This is a genomic window from Chryseobacterium oryctis, from assembly GCF_025971925.1.
GTDB classification, from domain to species: domain Bacteria; phylum Bacteroidota; class Bacteroidia; order Flavobacteriales; family Weeksellaceae; genus Chryseobacterium; species Chryseobacterium oryctis.
The window spans coordinates 241,052-257,275 of record NZ_JAPDHV010000001.1; the positions used below are offsets into that span (position 1 = coordinate 241,052).

Annotated in this window: 15 protein-coding genes; 8 read left to right on the forward strand and 7 right to left on the reverse strand. The window is 33.0% G+C overall.

Translation table 11 applies throughout. The features are described 5' to 3' along the window. Nucleotide 1 precedes the first annotated feature (1 nt). The 3 genes from OH806_RS01170 to OH806_RS01180 all read right to left on the reverse strand — a co-directional run bounded on the left by OH806_RS01170 (nt 2) and on the right by OH806_RS01180 (nt 3,311). Nucleotides 2-1,273: an ABC transporter permease gene (locus OH806_RS01170; RefSeq protein ID WP_264741860.1), complete on the reverse strand. Its 1,272-nt coding sequence runs from the start codon at nt 1,271-1,273 to the stop codon at nt 2-4. Nucleotides 1,274-1,300: 27 nt separating this feature from the next. Next, nucleotides 1,301-2,530, reverse strand: coding sequence for an ABC transporter permease (locus tag OH806_RS01175; RefSeq protein ID WP_264741861.1), 1,230 nt, complete (start codon nt 2,528-2,530; stop codon nt 1,301-1,303). A gap of 91 nt (nt 2,531-2,621) precedes the next feature. Next, a complete protein-coding gene (locus tag OH806_RS01180) occupies nt 2,622-3,311 on the reverse strand; it encodes an ABC transporter ATP-binding protein (RefSeq protein WP_264741862.1) in 690 nt (229 codons plus the stop codon). A 428-nt stretch (nt 3,312-3,739) separates the two neighbouring features. Here OH806_RS01180 and OH806_RS01185 point away from each other — a divergent pair, with 428 nt between their 5' ends. From OH806_RS01185 to OH806_RS01220, 8 genes are all read left to right on the forward strand, one after another. Beyond that, nucleotides 3,740-4,714 carry a ribonucleotide-diphosphate reductase subunit beta gene (locus tag OH806_RS01185; RefSeq protein ID WP_264741863.1) on the forward strand — a complete coding sequence of 325 codons (975 nt, stop codon included), beginning with the start codon at nt 3,740-3,742 and terminating at the stop codon, nt 4,712-4,714. Between the two features lie 2 nt (nt 4,715-4,716). Next, complete coding sequence (locus OH806_RS01190; RefSeq protein ID WP_264741864.1) at nt 4,717-5,208, forward strand: hypothetical protein; 492 nt, start codon at nt 4,717-4,719, stop codon at nt 5,206-5,208. A 142-nt stretch (nt 5,209-5,350) separates the two neighbouring features. After that, a complete protein-coding gene (locus tag OH806_RS01195; RefSeq protein WP_264741865.1) occupies nt 5,351-7,009 on the forward strand; it encodes a ribonucleoside-diphosphate reductase subunit alpha in 1,659 nt (552 codons plus the stop codon). A gap of 304 nt (nt 7,010-7,313) precedes the next feature. Then, nucleotides 7,314-7,886 (forward strand): hypothetical protein, encoded by a 573-nt coding sequence (locus OH806_RS01200; RefSeq protein ID WP_264741866.1) that lies wholly within the window; start codon nt 7,314-7,316, stop codon nt 7,884-7,886. Nucleotides 7,887-7,895: 9 nt separating this feature from the next. Continuing rightward, nucleotides 7,896-9,485, forward strand: coding sequence for an Ig-like domain-containing protein (locus tag OH806_RS01205; RefSeq protein ID WP_264741867.1), 1,590 nt, complete (start codon nt 7,896-7,898; stop codon nt 9,483-9,485). A 366-nt stretch (nt 9,486-9,851) separates the two neighbouring features. Then, nucleotides 9,852-10,424 (forward strand): hypothetical protein, encoded by a 573-nt coding sequence (locus OH806_RS01210; RefSeq protein ID WP_264741868.1) that lies wholly within the window; start codon nt 9,852-9,854, stop codon nt 10,422-10,424. A gap of 139 nt (nt 10,425-10,563) precedes the next feature. Then, on the forward strand, nt 10,564-12,009 hold the full coding sequence (locus tag OH806_RS01215) for a hypothetical protein (RefSeq protein WP_264741869.1): 1,446 nt from the start codon (nt 10,564-10,566) through the stop codon (nt 12,007-12,009). A gap of 86 nt (nt 12,010-12,095) precedes the next feature. Then, complete coding sequence (locus OH806_RS01220; RefSeq protein WP_264741870.1) at nt 12,096-12,986, forward strand: DUF72 domain-containing protein; 891 nt, start codon at nt 12,096-12,098, stop codon at nt 12,984-12,986. A gap of 55 nt (nt 12,987-13,041) precedes the next feature. Here the strand turns inward: OH806_RS01220 and OH806_RS01225 are convergent, their stop codons facing one another. The 4 genes from OH806_RS01225 to OH806_RS01240 all read right to left on the reverse strand — a co-directional run bounded on the left by OH806_RS01225 (nt 13,042) and on the right by OH806_RS01240 (nt 16,142). After that, nucleotides 13,042-13,578 carry a hypothetical protein gene (locus OH806_RS01225; RefSeq protein ID WP_264741871.1) on the reverse strand — a complete coding sequence of 179 codons (537 nt, stop codon included), beginning with the start codon at nt 13,576-13,578 and terminating at the stop codon, nt 13,042-13,044. 99 nt (nt 13,579-13,677) lie between these two features. Then, nucleotides 13,678-14,322, reverse strand: coding sequence for an HD domain-containing protein (locus tag OH806_RS01230; protein WP_264741872.1), 645 nt, complete (start codon nt 14,320-14,322; stop codon nt 13,678-13,680). Between the two features lies 1 nt (nt 14,323). Continuing rightward, nucleotides 14,324-15,163, reverse strand: a complete 840-nt coding sequence (locus OH806_RS01235) for an alpha/beta hydrolase family protein (protein ID WP_264741873.1) — start codon at nt 15,161-15,163, stop codon at nt 14,324-14,326. An 88-nt stretch (nt 15,164-15,251) separates the two neighbouring features. Beyond that, on the reverse strand, nt 15,252-16,142 hold the full coding sequence (locus tag OH806_RS01240) for a ribokinase (RefSeq protein ID WP_264741874.1): 891 nt from the start codon (nt 16,140-16,142) through the stop codon (nt 15,252-15,254). Between the last annotated feature and the right edge of the window lie 82 nt (nt 16,143-16,224).

Below are 16,224 nucleotides of genomic sequence, written 5' to 3' on the forward strand. Positions count from 1 at the left end.
ATTATTCAGTTCTTAATGCTTCAATTGGTTTAATTTTCACGGCTCTTTGTGCAGGAATCATTCCTATAATCAATCCTAAAATAACCATAACTGCCATTGCCGCAAATACGTTTCCGTAATTTACTGTCGGATTATAGAACGGGAAAGAATCCTGATTCTGCGTGAGCATATTTAATATCATCAATACAAAAATTCCGAAAATAAATCCGAGTAAGCCCGAAGATAAGGTAATAACAACACTTTCCAGCAAAATTTGATTTCTCACCTCAGCAGGTTTCGCTCCCAATGCTCTTCTGATACCTATTTCTTTTGTTCTTTCTTTTACAGTAATCAAAAGAATATTAGAAATTGCAATAACTCCTGCAAGAATCGTTAGCGTTCCTACAATAATTGTCAGAAGCTGCATCCCTGTAAGAAAACCAGTCAGTTTCTTAAACTCTTTTCCTAAATTGAAACTTCCAAAGGCATTGGTATCTTCCGGTGAAACTTTATTTTTTGATTTCAGTGCCTGTTTCACAGTTTCTTCTACCACATCCACATTGACATTCGGTTTACTTACAATTGCAAACATATCAATTTGGTCTCCTGCATTATACATTCTTGTATAAGTAGAAAGCGGAATAAATATTGTTCTGTCATTTTCGAAACCTCCTCCTTTTTTCACTCTGAAAACACCAATTACATTAAAGAAAATACCTTTTACGTTAATAGATTTCCCGATTGGATTTTCTTGTTTTTTTGAATCGAAAAAGTTTTTGTAAACCTCTTCCCCGATTACCGCTACATTTTTATTCCCTGAAACATCTGCATCATTAATATATCTACCAAAAATTAGTTTTTTTTCTGAAATTTTATTCCCTACCGGATAATCTCCTGTCAAAGAATAAGTACCATTCTTTCCGTTTCTTGACATAGATTCTCCAGGTGTTCCCGTAAAACTTCCTCTTGCATTTTGTGGAGAAATATAATCGATTTCAGGAATTTTTCTCTTAAGCATCTCCATATCAGGTAAATTCAAATGTACCTGTCTCCCTTTTGGAAATCCTTCATAAGGAATGGACGTATTCTGTGCCCAAAGAAATATAGAGTTAGTTGCAAAACCTGAAAATAATTTATCAAAACCATTTTCCATTCCTTTTGCAGCCCCAAGAAGACTTACATATAAAAACATACCCCATCCTACCCCAATCATGGTAAGAAATGTTCGAAGTTTATTATTCCTCAATGAATAATAAATTTCCTGCCAAGTATCTTTTTTAAATATTATGTTCACTTTTCTGACTTATGAGTTATAAATAAGTTATTCTGTTCTCAACGCTTCTATCGGTTTGATTTTAGAAGCTCTGTACGCCGGTACAAAACCTGCAATTAACCCTGAAAAAACCAAAGCTATAAATGCAGCAATAATAATTCCCCATCCCACACTTGGATTTATGATGAAAAATTCTTCCAAACTATCACCTATTAAATTTAAAGCCAAAACTCCCAATCCGACTCCTACAAACCCTGAAACCACAGTAATTACTACACTTTCCTGAACAATTAGTCCCACAATACTTCCCGGTTTTGCCCCAATTGCTTTTCTTACTCCAATTTCTTTTGTTCTCTCTTTTACAATGTACACCATGATATTACTGATACCAATAATTCCGGCAAGTAAGGTCCCCATTCCGATAAAACCTACAATTCCTGTAAGTACTGCCATGAATGCAAAAGTATCGTTCATATTCTGAGCATTATTCCATATTCGTATTGCATTTTCATCATCGGGTGAAACACTTTTTCTGGATTTTAATTTATTTTTTAAATCATCTCCATATTTAATAGCCTGTTCCGGAGTAAGTTTATCATTATAGGCAATATAAACCGTACTCACCGTATCAGAGCCTTTTTTCATCTGTTGTAAAGTGGTAATCGGAACCGAAATATGTCTTTCATCCCAATCTCCTCCATCATCAGAAAAAACTCCTACTACTTTAAACATAGTTCCGTTGATATTAAGTTCTTTTCCTACGGGACTTCCATTTTTAATTAAATCCCTTTGAACCATTCTACCGATAACGGCAACATTTTGCTTTCTTTCTAAGTCTGTAGGTGTAAGATAACGCCCATCAAGAAGTTTTCTGTTTTCTATGAATTTTTCTTCCGGCTCGGCTCCGTTTACCTGATAAGTTCCACTTTCTTTGCCATATTTTACCAATAAACTCGACTGATATCTTGGAGTAGCATGCCCTACTTTTTCTTTATCGGCATTTACCAAGAAGTCATAATCACTGTTATTCATCGTTACTTCTCTATCAGATTGCAATCCGTTATATGCAATTGTAGTTTTACCCGTAAAAATAGAAATAAGATTCTGAGCATCTCTGGTAAAGCCTTCTGTAAATGCATTTTGCAATCCTGTTCCGATACCAAAAAGAACGATGAAAATAAATAATCCCAAAGCCACAGTAAAACCAGAAAGTACCGTTCGCAATACATTACTGCGAATAGAACTGAATATTTCCTGCCAACGATCTAGGTCAAACATTTTTTATGATATTTAAGTATTGAAATTTCTAAAGAAGATATTTCTCAATCTTTAAAAATTTAAACTCTCATTATTATTTTTTTATTATAGTTTACAAAACAATCTGTTCTATAAATTCATCACTTTCAATAATTCCGTCTCTTAGAACTACATTTCTCTTCGTTTGTGCTGCAACATCAGGCTCATGAGTTACCACAATTATTGTTTTTCCTTCATTATTAATATCCTGAAGAAGTTTCATGATGTCATGCGTGGTTTTAGAATCTAATGCTCCTGTTGGTTCATCCGCTAAAACAACTTTAGGATCTGTAATCAAAGCTCTTGCAATTGCAACTCTTTGCTTCTGACCTCCGGAAAGCTCATTCGGAAGGTGATTTGCCCATTGAGCAAGACCTACTTTTTCCAAATATTCCATTGCTTTTTGGTTACGTTCTTTCCTCGGAACATTTTGATAATATAAAGGAAGAGCCACATTCTCCAAAGCCGTTTTATACCCAATCAAATTAAAAGATTGAAAAATGAATCCTAAAAACTGACTTCTATATTCAGCTGCTTTTACTTCAGACAAATGCTCAATAGGAACTCCATCTAATTCATAAGTTCCCGAATCCTTTTCATCCAAAATACCGATAATATTAAGGAGAGTAGATTTTCCGGAACCAGAACTTCCCATGATAGAAACAAATTCACCCTCGGAAATATTGAGATTAATTCCTTTGAGAACGTGCAGCTTACTTTTCCCGGTATCGTAAGATTTATGTAAATCGTGAATTACTAACATTAAGATATCTATGTTTTTATAGTTAATAAGTAGATGATAGTTTCAATTTGTTACAAGAATGAAAATTTATTAAAACTTTTTCATGTTTAATAATTAAAATACTAAATATCAGCAAATTAAAAAAACATGTTTAATTGTAACTTTATAATTTTGTTTATTTCCTATCCGTAATTATACATAAGCCATTGCCTATGGTGGTTTCATGTAAATGTGGAAAACTTTTACGCTTAAAACTCAACCAATTAGTGTTTAGCTCTTTTAAATACAGTTCTTTTTTTAGAACTTTGTGCTTCGCACGACACAAGAAACAAAAACAATTTTTCTGTTAAAAACTTTTTAACACAAGTTGTAACAAATCAATCAGTTAACTGTTTTTTGAACATTATCCACAGTGATCTGATTATTTAATTTTTTAAACACATTTTAATATGGGAATATTTGATAAAAGAGTAAGTTATAAGCCATTTGAATACCCTGAGGTTCTTCAGTTCATAGAAGCTATCAACAAATCATTTTGGGTACATTCTGAAGTGGATTTTACTGCAGATGTTCAGGATTTTCATTCTCAATTGGAACCACACGAAAAACATGCTGTAAAAAACGCACTGTTAGCGATTGCACAAATAGAGGTGTCTGTAAAGACATTCTGGGGAAACCTATACAATCATATGCCAAAACCAGAATTGAACGGCTTAGGAGCTACTTTTGCAGAATGCGAATTCCGTCATTCTGAAGCATATTCTCGTTTATTAGAAGTATTGGGATACAATGATGAATTCTTAAATGTAATAGAAATCCCTGCGGTGAAAAAGAGAATCGACTTCCTGTCAAATGTTCTTAAACATGCTAATTCTGCTACTCCGAAAGAGTATGTTTCTTCTCTTTTATTATTCAGTATTCTAATAGAAAATGTTTCCCTTTTCTCACAGTTTGCCATTATCCTTTCTTTCACAAGATTTAAAGGATATATGAAAAATGTTTCTAACATTATTGCATGGACTTCAGTTGATGAGCAAATCCACGCCAATGCCGGAATTTATTTAATCAATAAAATTCGTGAAGAACAACCCGACTTATTAACAGATTCTGATATTGAAGATATTTATACTTTGGTTGATCAGTCTGTAGAATTGGAAGGTGAAATTCTTGACTGGATTTTTGAATTGGGAGAATTAAGCGTATTCTCAAAAGAAGATCTTTTAAACTTCATGAAATACCGTGTTGATGACAGTTTAAAGAAAATCAATATGAATACTAAATACAACGTAACTCCTGAACAATACAGACCTATGGTTTGGTTTGAAGAGGAAGTTTTTGCCAACTCTATGGATGATTTCTTTGCAAAAAGACCGGTAGATTATACGAAGCATGATAAGAGTATTACAGCAAACGATTTGTTTTAATTATGATAGCTACTCCAAAAATATCAAATGAAAAAAATATTAAAGAGGTAAGAGGATGGATTATTGATTGCCTCAATGGAATAGAAATGTTTGTAGACAAGCTCATCATAGATTTTTTCAAGCCTCAAAATATTGACGATTTCAAGAAAATAGCTTTAAACGCTTCAATAATAAATTTTGGTGCAAAAATTAAAATTTTATCAAATATTGATTACGTCCCAAATAAAATTATTGAGAAGATAAGAAAACTATCTGCAATAAGAAATGGGTTTGCTCATGCTCATTCTAAAAATATTTTGAAAATAACTCATGATCCTAAAAAAAAGCCTACTACTCAACTAGAATCTTATAGAGGAATTGAAGTTATGAATTCAAGTGGAAAAGTGGAAATAAAAAACTTTTCAGAATACTATAATGATTTTAGAGAAATCTTTGAAGAAGTTAAAGCATTGTTAACCGAATTATTTAATAGCAAAGGGTTAACAATTTTATAATTAATATCTCTTGAGGTTTTGAATTTTTATTTAACTAGTTTCAAAGTTAAATAAATGAATCAAAACTCCAATACTAAATAAAAAGCAACAAAATTCTGAAGCACACAACTTCCGAATTCGAAAATATAACTAACCAACCCCTATGGAAGAAAAGAATACAAATATATGGTGGCTCAATGAAGAGTCTGAACAAATGCTGAACAGAGGGTATCTGTTAAAAGGAGAAACTGTAGACGGAGCAATTGAAAGAATTACTACCGCTGCAGCAAAAAGATTGTACAAACCAGAACTTCAGCCAGCCTTCAAAGAAATGATCACTAAAGGATGGATTAGTTTCTCTTCTCCGGTTTGGGCAAATATGGGAACACAGAGAGGTCTTCCTATTTCTTGTTTCAATGTTCATATTCCTGATAGTATTGAAGGAATCACTCACAAAATGGGTGAAGTTATCATGCAGACAAAAATTGGAGGTGGAACATCAGGATATTTTGGGGAACTTCGCCACAGAGGAACCGCTGTTACAGACAACGGAAAATCTTCGGGAGCTGTTTCTTTCATGAAATTGTTTGACACAGCGATGGATGTGGTGTCTCAAGGTGGAGTAAGAAGAGGGGCTTTTGCTGCTTATCTTGATATTGATCACGGAGATATTGAAGAATTTTTATCCATTAAAGATATCGGAAGTCCGATTCAAAATTTATTTACAGGAATTTGCGTTCCTGACTATTGGATGCAGGATATGATTGACGGGGATATGGACAAGCGTAAGATCTGGGCGAGAGTTCTGGAAAGCCGTCAACAAAAAGGCCTTCCTTATATTTTCTTCACAGATAACGTAAACAGAAACAAACCTCAGGTTTATAAAGACCTAGGACTGACTGTAAACGCAAGTAACCTTTGTTCTGAAATCATGCTTCCTTCAACAATGGAAGAATCTTTCATTTGTTGTTTATCATCAATGAACTTAGAATTGTATGATGAATGGAAAGATACAGATGCCGTAAAATTGGCTATCTATTTCTTAGACGCTGTTTTATCTGAATTTATTGACAAAACTGAAGGAAATTACTATTTACAAGGGGCCAGAAACTTTGCAATGCGTCATAGAGCTTTAGGATTAGGAGTTTTAGGATATCATTCTTATTTACAGAAAAATATGATTCCGTTTGAAAGTTTTGAAGCCACTCAGTTTAACGCAAGAGCTTTCAGACATATAAAAGAACAAGCTGAACAAGCTTCGAGAGAGCTAGCCAATATTTATGGAGAACCAGAATTATTGAAAGGTTATGGTATGAGAAACACAACCACAATGGCTATTGCTCCAACCACTTCAAGTTCTGCTATTTTGGGACAAACATCCCCTGGAATTGAGCCTTTTGCGTCTAATTATTATAAAGCAGGTTTAGCAAAAGGAAACTTTATGCGTAAAAATAAATATTTAGCAAAATTATTGGAAGAAAAAGGTCTTGACAACGAAGAAACCTGGAGAACAATCATGCTAAATCACGGTTCTGTTCAGCACTTGAAAGAATTAACAGACGAGGAAAAAGCAGTATTTAAGACATTTAAAGAGATTTCTCCAATGGAAATTATCTCTCAGGCTGCTCAAAGACAACAATATATTGATCAGGCACAATCATTAAACCTTCAAATTCCTTCTACAATGCCTGTAAAAGATGTAAACTATCTTTATATAGAAGCATGGAAAAAGGGTGTAAAAACATTATATTACCAAAGAAGTTCTTCTGTTTCAAAAGAACTGATGGTAAATTTTGTTACCTGCTCTGCCTGTGAGGCGTAAATTATTAAAAAAATAAATTTTAAAAAACCTGTAAATTATTTTACAGGTTTTTTATCCAACAGGCCCAAAACACAACTATAACACCTCATGCAGATTAATAATATTATGCAAACCATATTTTTTAAAATAAATTTTTCACACACTCAAGTATTATTCAATTTGATTTAAAAATTACCAAATATAAACACTTAACAATAAAAAATCATCAACAAAAAACAATTAAAAAATTGAAAATCAATATTTTAACAAAATTAACTCTAACTTATTTTTTTTAAATTCGCAAGAAACCAAAAATTTAGTAAGAATGAAAAAAGTTATTTTATTGATGATAGGGGTATTTTATTGTAGTACAAACGCGCAAGTAGGTATCAATACAAATTCACCAGACCAAAGCTCAGCACTAGACATAACAAGTGATTCAAAAGGAGTATTATTACCCAGGATAAACAATACCGCTTCCATTCAAAAACCAGCCACAGGATTGATTATTTTTGACACTGCAAAAAAATGTTTAAGTCAAAATATAGGTACTCCTACCACGCCAGACTGGATATGTCTTTCTCCATATGTTTCAAAATTTTTCTACATGCCAAGTGTCGTATTTGATACATCAAATATCAGTACGGGACAAACAAAAGATTTATATACTCTTTATAAAAATCAGTTTTACAATATTCCTTCAAATGCAAGAAGTACATCAGCTCCAGCTTCAATACCTTTTTTCCCCAGAGCGTCAGATTTACACTATTATGTAACAGGATATGATTCCTCGGTTTTTAAAATCAGAAGCATTAGCGATACAGGAGTTCTGACTTATGATGTACTATCAGCAGCAACACCCGCTTCGTTTATCAATATAGTTTTTGTTGTAAAATAAACAGGTATAATGAGAAAGAATTATAAAAATACATCATTACTAAGCCTTATTTTAATCACACTTTCAATATTTGCAAAGGCTCAAACTGATAGCACTGAAGCAGTAAGCATCTATGGATTTTATGCCTACTTCAGTTCACTAAAAAATGTCTCAACAGCGTCGGAACTTACCATTCAAGGAAACGCATCACACACTTCCACTGGTGTTCAACTCACTCCAAAAATTAAGTCTCAATTCGGAGGTTTATATATTGATAAAAGATCCGTCACATCTGTGAATGGTTTGCATGTAGAATTTGAATACGATATGAAAGGCGGCGTTCCAGAATCGGGAAAATATGGAGACGGATTATCATTTTTCCTATATGACGGAGCAATTACCAATCCTGCAATAGGGGCTCGAGGAGCAGGATTAGGATATTCCTTCAATAGAGCAAATAATAAAAGTTCTGACAAAAGACAAGCAGGATTAACCGGAGCTTACCTAGGTATTGCTTTGGATCAGTTTGGTAATTTCAAACACAGACGTTTCCAAGGAGAATCCAGAATAAACGGAATTCCGCAGCAATGGGTGTGGGATATCTCCGAACCAAGTCACATAACATTAAGAGGAGCCAGAGGCAAATCTATTGATTCTAATAAAGGACAGGGTGACGGATTTACGGGATACCCTTTGCTAATAACCCAATCTACATTAGCTAATGGTTTCGGGAAAAAGCTAAATCCCAATAATGGAAATTTTGAAGACATAAATCTTGCTTCGCCCCCAAACTTCGAACTAAGAAACCAAAACAATGAATTCAGAAAAGTATACATGGATTTAATTCCACACTTTATCAACGGTACTACCACTGATGGATTTGATATTAAAGTTTCTATTCAAAATGGAGAAAATACGTCTCCAATTGATGTAATCAATTATTATCATTACAAAACATCTGTTACTTACATTGAAAACGCAAATCCTAAAACCACAGATTATAATGAGTCTGATGACACAGGTGATTCTACAACACATATTTTAAATGCAAATGTCCCTACAAAATTAAAATTAGGTTTTGCAGCTTCTACAGGTGAATCAGCTCAGCAACACATCATCAGAAACGTAAAATTGACATTGCCTTATTCTGCTATAACTAATGATGACACAATCTCAACATGTAAAGGTCAACCTGTGCAAATTCCGGTTTTGGAAAATGACATTGCTTACAGAGGTCCTATAAGCATTACAAATCCTCCCATCGCACATAAAGATTATATTGACCTGAGAACGTTTAGTTTTGAGAAGGGTCCTGATGAGTCAGATGGTACTCCCGACCTAACTTTATATCGAAAAAAAGTAACTTCTGAAGGAACATGGATCTTCAATAAAAACACAGGAATTGTAACTTTCATTCCATCAAACGGTTTTACAGGAACAGCAAACATGACCTATTCTGTAAAAGGTTTTACAAAAAAGGATTCAACCGGAAAAATTACCGAGCCTTTTGGAGATACAGCATATAGATCAATTCCTTCAACAATTACCGTAAATCTAAAAACTACAGGTTGTACATCTGCCGTAATTTCAAATAAAATGGTAACTCAAGATATAAAATAAAGGACAAGATCTTGACCAAGTACAACCTCATTAAACAGACAAATTTTATTTATAATTTGTAAAAAATACAAATCATCTGATATAAAAATCCTGTAAATATTTACAGGATTTTTTTGTATGCAATAACTCAATTGTTCTATCGCAAAATACAAAAATATGCCAAGCATAGTTTTTTAATAAATTTTAATTCAATTTTTTTGCATACATAAAAAACTTATTTCTTTTAACAATAAATAAATAATTTGGTTGAAAAAATTAAAAAATAAACACAAAAATAAAAACAATAATAGTTTATTATTACTTTTTGTGTAATTTTTTTTATTTGATTTTTTTTAAATTGTTTCTCTAACTCCAAAAAATATTAATATGAGCAAGCTTATTTTACTTGTTATCGCATTAATTTGTGGTATCACAAAAGGACAGGTCGGAATTAATACAACATCACCAGATCCAAGTTCAGCATTAGACGTCACAAGTGATTCAAAAGGATTATTACTTCCCAGAATCAATGATGTCTCTTCTATTCAAGAACCAGCAACAGGATTGATTATTTTTGATATTAATAAAAAATGTATCAGCCAAAACGTAGGAACCCCTACCACACCAGATTGGACATGCCTTTCTCCGTATGTTTCAAAATTTTTCTATATGCCAAGTGTGATTTTTGATACTTCAGCTTTAGCAACAGGACAAACAAAAGATTTATATACTCTTTATAAAAATCAGTTTGAAAACATTCCCTCAAATGCAAGAAATACCTCTTCGCCAGCAACTATACCTTTTTTTCCAAAAGCGACAGATTTGCATTACTATGTAACAGATTATGATCCCGATGTATTCAAAATCAACAACATTAGCGACACAGGAATTTTAAATTACGATGTACTGTCAAAGGCAACATCAGCTTCATTTATAAATATTGTTTTTGTTGTAAAATAACAAACATTATGAAAAAAATGATAAAGGGACATTACTGATAACCCTTACTTTAATTGCGCTTTCAATATTCACAAAAGCCCAGACAGACAGTACAGAAGTAGCGAGTATTTATGGGTTTAATTCTTACAGCAACTCATTAATGAATGCCGCATCTGCCTCAGAACTTATTATTCAGGGAAATGCAACTCACACTTCTACGGGAATTCAGCTTACTCCTGCAGAGCCTTCTCAGTTTGGAGGATTATATATTAATGGTATATCCTTCTCTCCGATAAATGGTTTGCATGTAGAGTTTGAATACGATATGAAAGGAGGAACCTCTTTAGGTGGCTCTTACGGAGACGGATTATCATTCTTTCTGTATGACGGCTCAATCACTAGCCCTAGTATCGGTTCTCCGGGAGCTGGTTTAGGATACACCTACAACAGAACCAATGAACAATTCTCTAATCTTAGAAAAGCAGGATTAACTGGTGCATATTTAGGTATTGCTTTAGATCAGTTTGGTAATTTTAAATATAAACGTTTTCAGGCGGAATCCAGAGTAAACGGAATCCAACGTTCATCATTTGAACCCATTGAGAACAGCCATGTAACATTAAGAGGAGCTAAAGGACAAACACTTACCAACCTCACTTATATGGGGCTAGGTGAAGGCTTTGCGGGGTATCCTGTACTCATCACCAGATCCACCCTGACTAACACCGCCACCTCTGGAAAAGTATTACAATCTGATGGAACATTTGCTAATACAACCAACACTTTATCATCAACCTTTAGCTTAAGAAACACCAACAATGAGTTCAGAAAAGTGTATCTGGATTTGATTCCTCACTTTGAGACCCCAACCTTCGCTAATGGATTTGATGTGAAAGTTGACATCCAAACAGATGCTGACACTCCTCCGATTAATGTGATCAACTATTATCATTATAAAACTTCTGTTTTTTATTATGAAAATGCCAATCCTGCGGAGACAGATTACAATAATGATATTGTTGAATCTAGTTCTTTTCCTCGAAATTTAAATACTACAGTACCATCAGTTTTGAAATTAGGTTTTGCTGCATCTACAGGTCAGTCATACCAAGAGCATATTATCAAAAATGTAAAATTAACACTACCTTATTCTGCGGTAACCAACGATGATGAAGTATCAACCTGTAAAAATCAATCTGTCCAAATTCCTGTCTTTGACAATGACATTGCCTACAAAGGGCCAATAAGTATCACAATTCCACCAACCGGAAGCAAAGACAATATCGATTACAAAACATTTAGCTTTACAAAAAATAGCGATACTGACCTTACCTTATACCGAAAAAAAACAACACCTCAAGGTACATGGAGCTTTAATACAAATACGGGAATTGTAACATTTACTCCTTCAAATGGTTTCACAGGAACCTCAACCATGACCTATTCTATAAAAGGAAGAACAGTAATAGATTTATTATCCGGAAAAATAATTGAACCTTATGGAGATACAGCATATAGATCTGTTCCTTCAACCATCACTGTAAAATTAGAAAATATCGGCTGTAATGTAAAATCAAACAGGATGGTAAGTCAAGGAATAAAATAGATAATCCTTAAAACAAAAACCATAGAAAATTCTATGGTTTTTGTTTTATATTTGTTAATAAGTTTAATTTTCAAAAACTTCATCATATGAAATTCGGACAAGTAGAAGACCCTTCAATCATAGATTTTACACTACCAAAAGATCATCCAAGAACCCAAAAAATTTTAAATCAAAATAAAAAAGGTTTGGAAAACATTGCCATAGGTTGTGCTAAATGGAATAAAACAGATCTAAAAGGATTTTACCCAAAAGGAACGAAAGACGAATTGACATATTATGCTACTCAATTCAATTCTATTGAGTTAAACGCTACTTTTTACGGAATGCCAACTCCAGATCAGGTTCAAACCTGGAAGGATAAAACTCCTGCAGATTTTAAATTTTTTCCGAAAATCACAAACACAGTTTCTCACTTCAGAAGATTAATAAACGTAACAGATACTGTTACTCAGTTTGCTACTTCAGTGATGAATTTTGATGAAAAATTAGGAATGGTTTTTCTACAACTTCATGATAATTTCAAACCAAAAGATTATGACAGATTAGAAAAATTTGTAAAAGAATGGCCTCAAGAAGTACCTTTAGCTATTGAACTTAGAAATACAGAATGGTTTACCAACGAGGAAATTCTAAATACAACTTGTGAACTTTTTGAAGAGTATAATATTACCAATATCATTGTTGATACCGCAGGTAGAAGAGATATGCTTCACATGCGGCTTACCACTCCCAATGCATTTATTCGCTATGTAGGAGCTAATGCAGAAAGTGATTATGAGCGACTTGATGATTGGATGAAACACCTTACTCAATGGAAAAAAGAAGGACTCAAGAATTTATATTTCTTTGTACATCAAAATGTAGAAAAAGCCTCACCTCTACTTTCAGCATATTTTATCGAAAAAATGAATAAAGAATGGAAAACCAATCTTAATATTCCTAAAATGGCTGTAGAAAACACAGGAACCTTATTTTAAGCCCAATAATAAAAAAGCTGATGTTACTTTACATCAGCTTTCTATTTTTATATTTTCAATTTATTTTCTTTTTTCTAAGAAGTAAAACTAAATTTAGAAACAACAAAAGAAAATCCAAGGTTACCCAAACTCCTAATTTGGTATTTTCATAATTATAGGCTTCAACCTGCTTTTTAGCTCTGTTAGAAAGCTTTACACTTTGGTTGATATAATTCTGAACTTCTATAATTTGGTCAATATTTTTATTTGGAACTGAATGTTGCGAGAAATACACCAGATTTTTTTTACCAAGATATCCTACAACCCAATATTCATTTGAGTTATCCATTTTCAGATATTCTGTACGATAATACTCAGGTCGAATTTTTCCTATATGTTTCGTATCAAAAGCTCCTTTCGTTGGTTCATCCAACGTAATTACATAAAAATCAATAGTTTGAGGGAGCTTATTAATAAGCTGTAATGCTACAGAATCTTTTATAATCCCAATCGTACTTTTTTTGATAAACCAATAAGTGAAAATTGAAATTGAAAAAACAAGCGTTACAATACGAAACAACTTTGCCCATTCAGCACCTTTACCTGTTTTCACTTTTGACAAAAACAAAGAAAGGATAGAAGTCCAAAAAATGACAAATATGATGAATACCATACTGCAAAGATACTGATTTATGAAGTTTTCAAGAAAATCTTACTCAACATTCCACTCTTTATAGAATTGATCGAGAAAATTCAGCATATAATTATGTCTCTCCTCTGCTATTTTTTTACCTTCCTGAGTATTCATCAAGTCTTTCAGAAGCAGCAATTTTTCATAAAAATGATTAATCGTTGTACCATTTGATTTTTTATACTCTTCTTTAGACATATTAAGTTTAGGCTCAATAGAAGGATCATACATCAAGTTATTTTTATAACCTCCAAAATTGAATGTTCTTGCAATTCCTATCGCTCCAATTGCATCAACACGGTCCGCATCCTGCACAATCTGAAGCTCAATAGGAGGGTTTTCAGGGGCATTCTCTCTATTCTTAAATGAAATATTTTTAATAATGTATAAAACCTTTTCTATAATATCATCCGAAGCATTCTGATTTTCCAAAAAATCACGAGAAACCGTTAAAGCAATACTTTCATCTCCATTATGAAATTTCGGGTCGGCAATATCATGAAGTAATGCTGATAACTCAACAACAGCTAAATTACAATCTTCCGTTTCTGCAATTTTTTTTGAAAGCTTCCAAACTCTTTCGATATGGAACCAATCATGCCCCGCTTCTGCCCCTTCCAATTTTTCTTTTACAAATTCTATCGTATTTTCTATCAGATTCTTCATTTTATATCAATTCATTTAAAATAATATTCCAAAGCTTTTTGTTATAGCTTCTAAAAAAATTCACATGTCCTATTTCTCCTTTTTCAGATTCAGTCGTTTTAACGAGTCTGTAAGTAGGTTGTAAATTGTGATAAGTGTCATTCAGGAGACTTTTCACTCCTTTTTCAGTCAGCCAAACATCATCTTCCGCACGAATAACAAATACTTTTTGATTCAAATTTTTAGAATAATCATCAATTTTCTCCAGTAATCCGTTGGTCGATTTCTTGTTTAAAATTAAGGTTCTCCAGTCATATGCACAATTTTTGGGGAGACTTTCTCCAAGCCCAAACCAATGTGCAGGAAAATACCCTAATAATCTTGTAGTTAAAGGCTGAACAATCCCAAAACCTAAATATGCTTCAATTTTCGTTCTGAATTTCAAGTGTCCGACAAAAGCATTTTGAGTTCCGACAAAAATAAATTCATTGAAAATTTCAGCATCTTCATTCATCCCTAAAATCAAAGCACCAACAGAATGTCCTAAACAATATTTTTCATAATCGGGAAACTCAGTTTTAATATAATCTGTTAAACTTTTAAAATCTTTAGAGCCCCAAATTCTCATCGATGCATTAAAACCTTTCATTTTTTCAGGCTTTGAAAGCCCGATTCCTCTATAATCATAAGTAATAATCGTAAAACCATTCTCTGAAAAAAACTGAGCAAAAGAAAAATAAATCTGTTGCTTCACTCCAGTTGCTGAGTTTATCAACAATAATTTTTTATTGCTTTTTTGAGGCAAAAAAAGATGTGCAGTGATGGCAATATTATCGTGAGTCGTAAGAATCAACTTTTCCATAGGTTTAAAAGAAAAAATCCACTATAAGAGTGGAAATTTACGTATAATTTTATGTTACATTTTAAACTTTCAATATGTAGCAAATAGCTTATGAGAAGAAATCTGACATTCTTGGAAGCCCCGTTTGAGACCCTTTTTTCTCGGAAACTCTTGCTGAGACTTCATTTCCGAATTTTACACATTCTTCAATAGAATTACCGTGACATAAAGCTACAGCAAAACCTGATGTAAAAGCATCTCCCATCCCCATTTTGTGGACAGTTTTATCATTATTGTTTCTGAAATATTTCATTTCTGTACCATCAAAATAAATCGTTGAATTGGTATCGTCTCTCAGGAATAATTTATTCACAAATTTCCTAAGAACATCTTCTCTCTGTTCTTCTCCGAAAAGAATATGTAATTCGTTACTTTTAGCTACAATAAAGTCTACATTTTGTAACACTTCCTCTTTTAAAGGTACAGCCGGAGAGGCATAAAGCCCAACTTTTTTACCCATTTTTTTTGCTTTCATCACTGTATACTCTATTACGTCCATAGATACTTCAAGTTGCAAAAGGATGAGATGCGCTGTATGAAAATATTTATCGGCAAGTTCTACATGCTCTTTTCTCAAACATTTATTAGCAGCAGGAACTACAACGATAGCAGCATTTCCGTTGGAAGTTGTAACATAAGCCGTACCAGTAGATTCTCGGTCTGTTTCATGCACAAAACCTACATTTACGTTTTCACTCACCAAATTTCTCATAATCTGCTGACCAAGAGGATCCATCCCAACACATCCTACAAAATATACGCTTGCTCCAAGTCTTGCTGTTCCAACAGCCTGATTAGCTCCCTTCCCTCCAAAATAACTGTCTGAATTTACAGCTATCACTGTTTCATTGGCTGTAGGTAATTTTTCTGTTTCTAAAACAAGATCAATTGATGAGCTGCCTACAACTATTATTCTGGGTTGTTCTGAAGAGAAATTCATTGTGTTTTATTAGTTTAAAATTATATTTTATTAGTTCTAACAAATGTAAAAAATGAATAATTACTTTTACAATAATTAACTT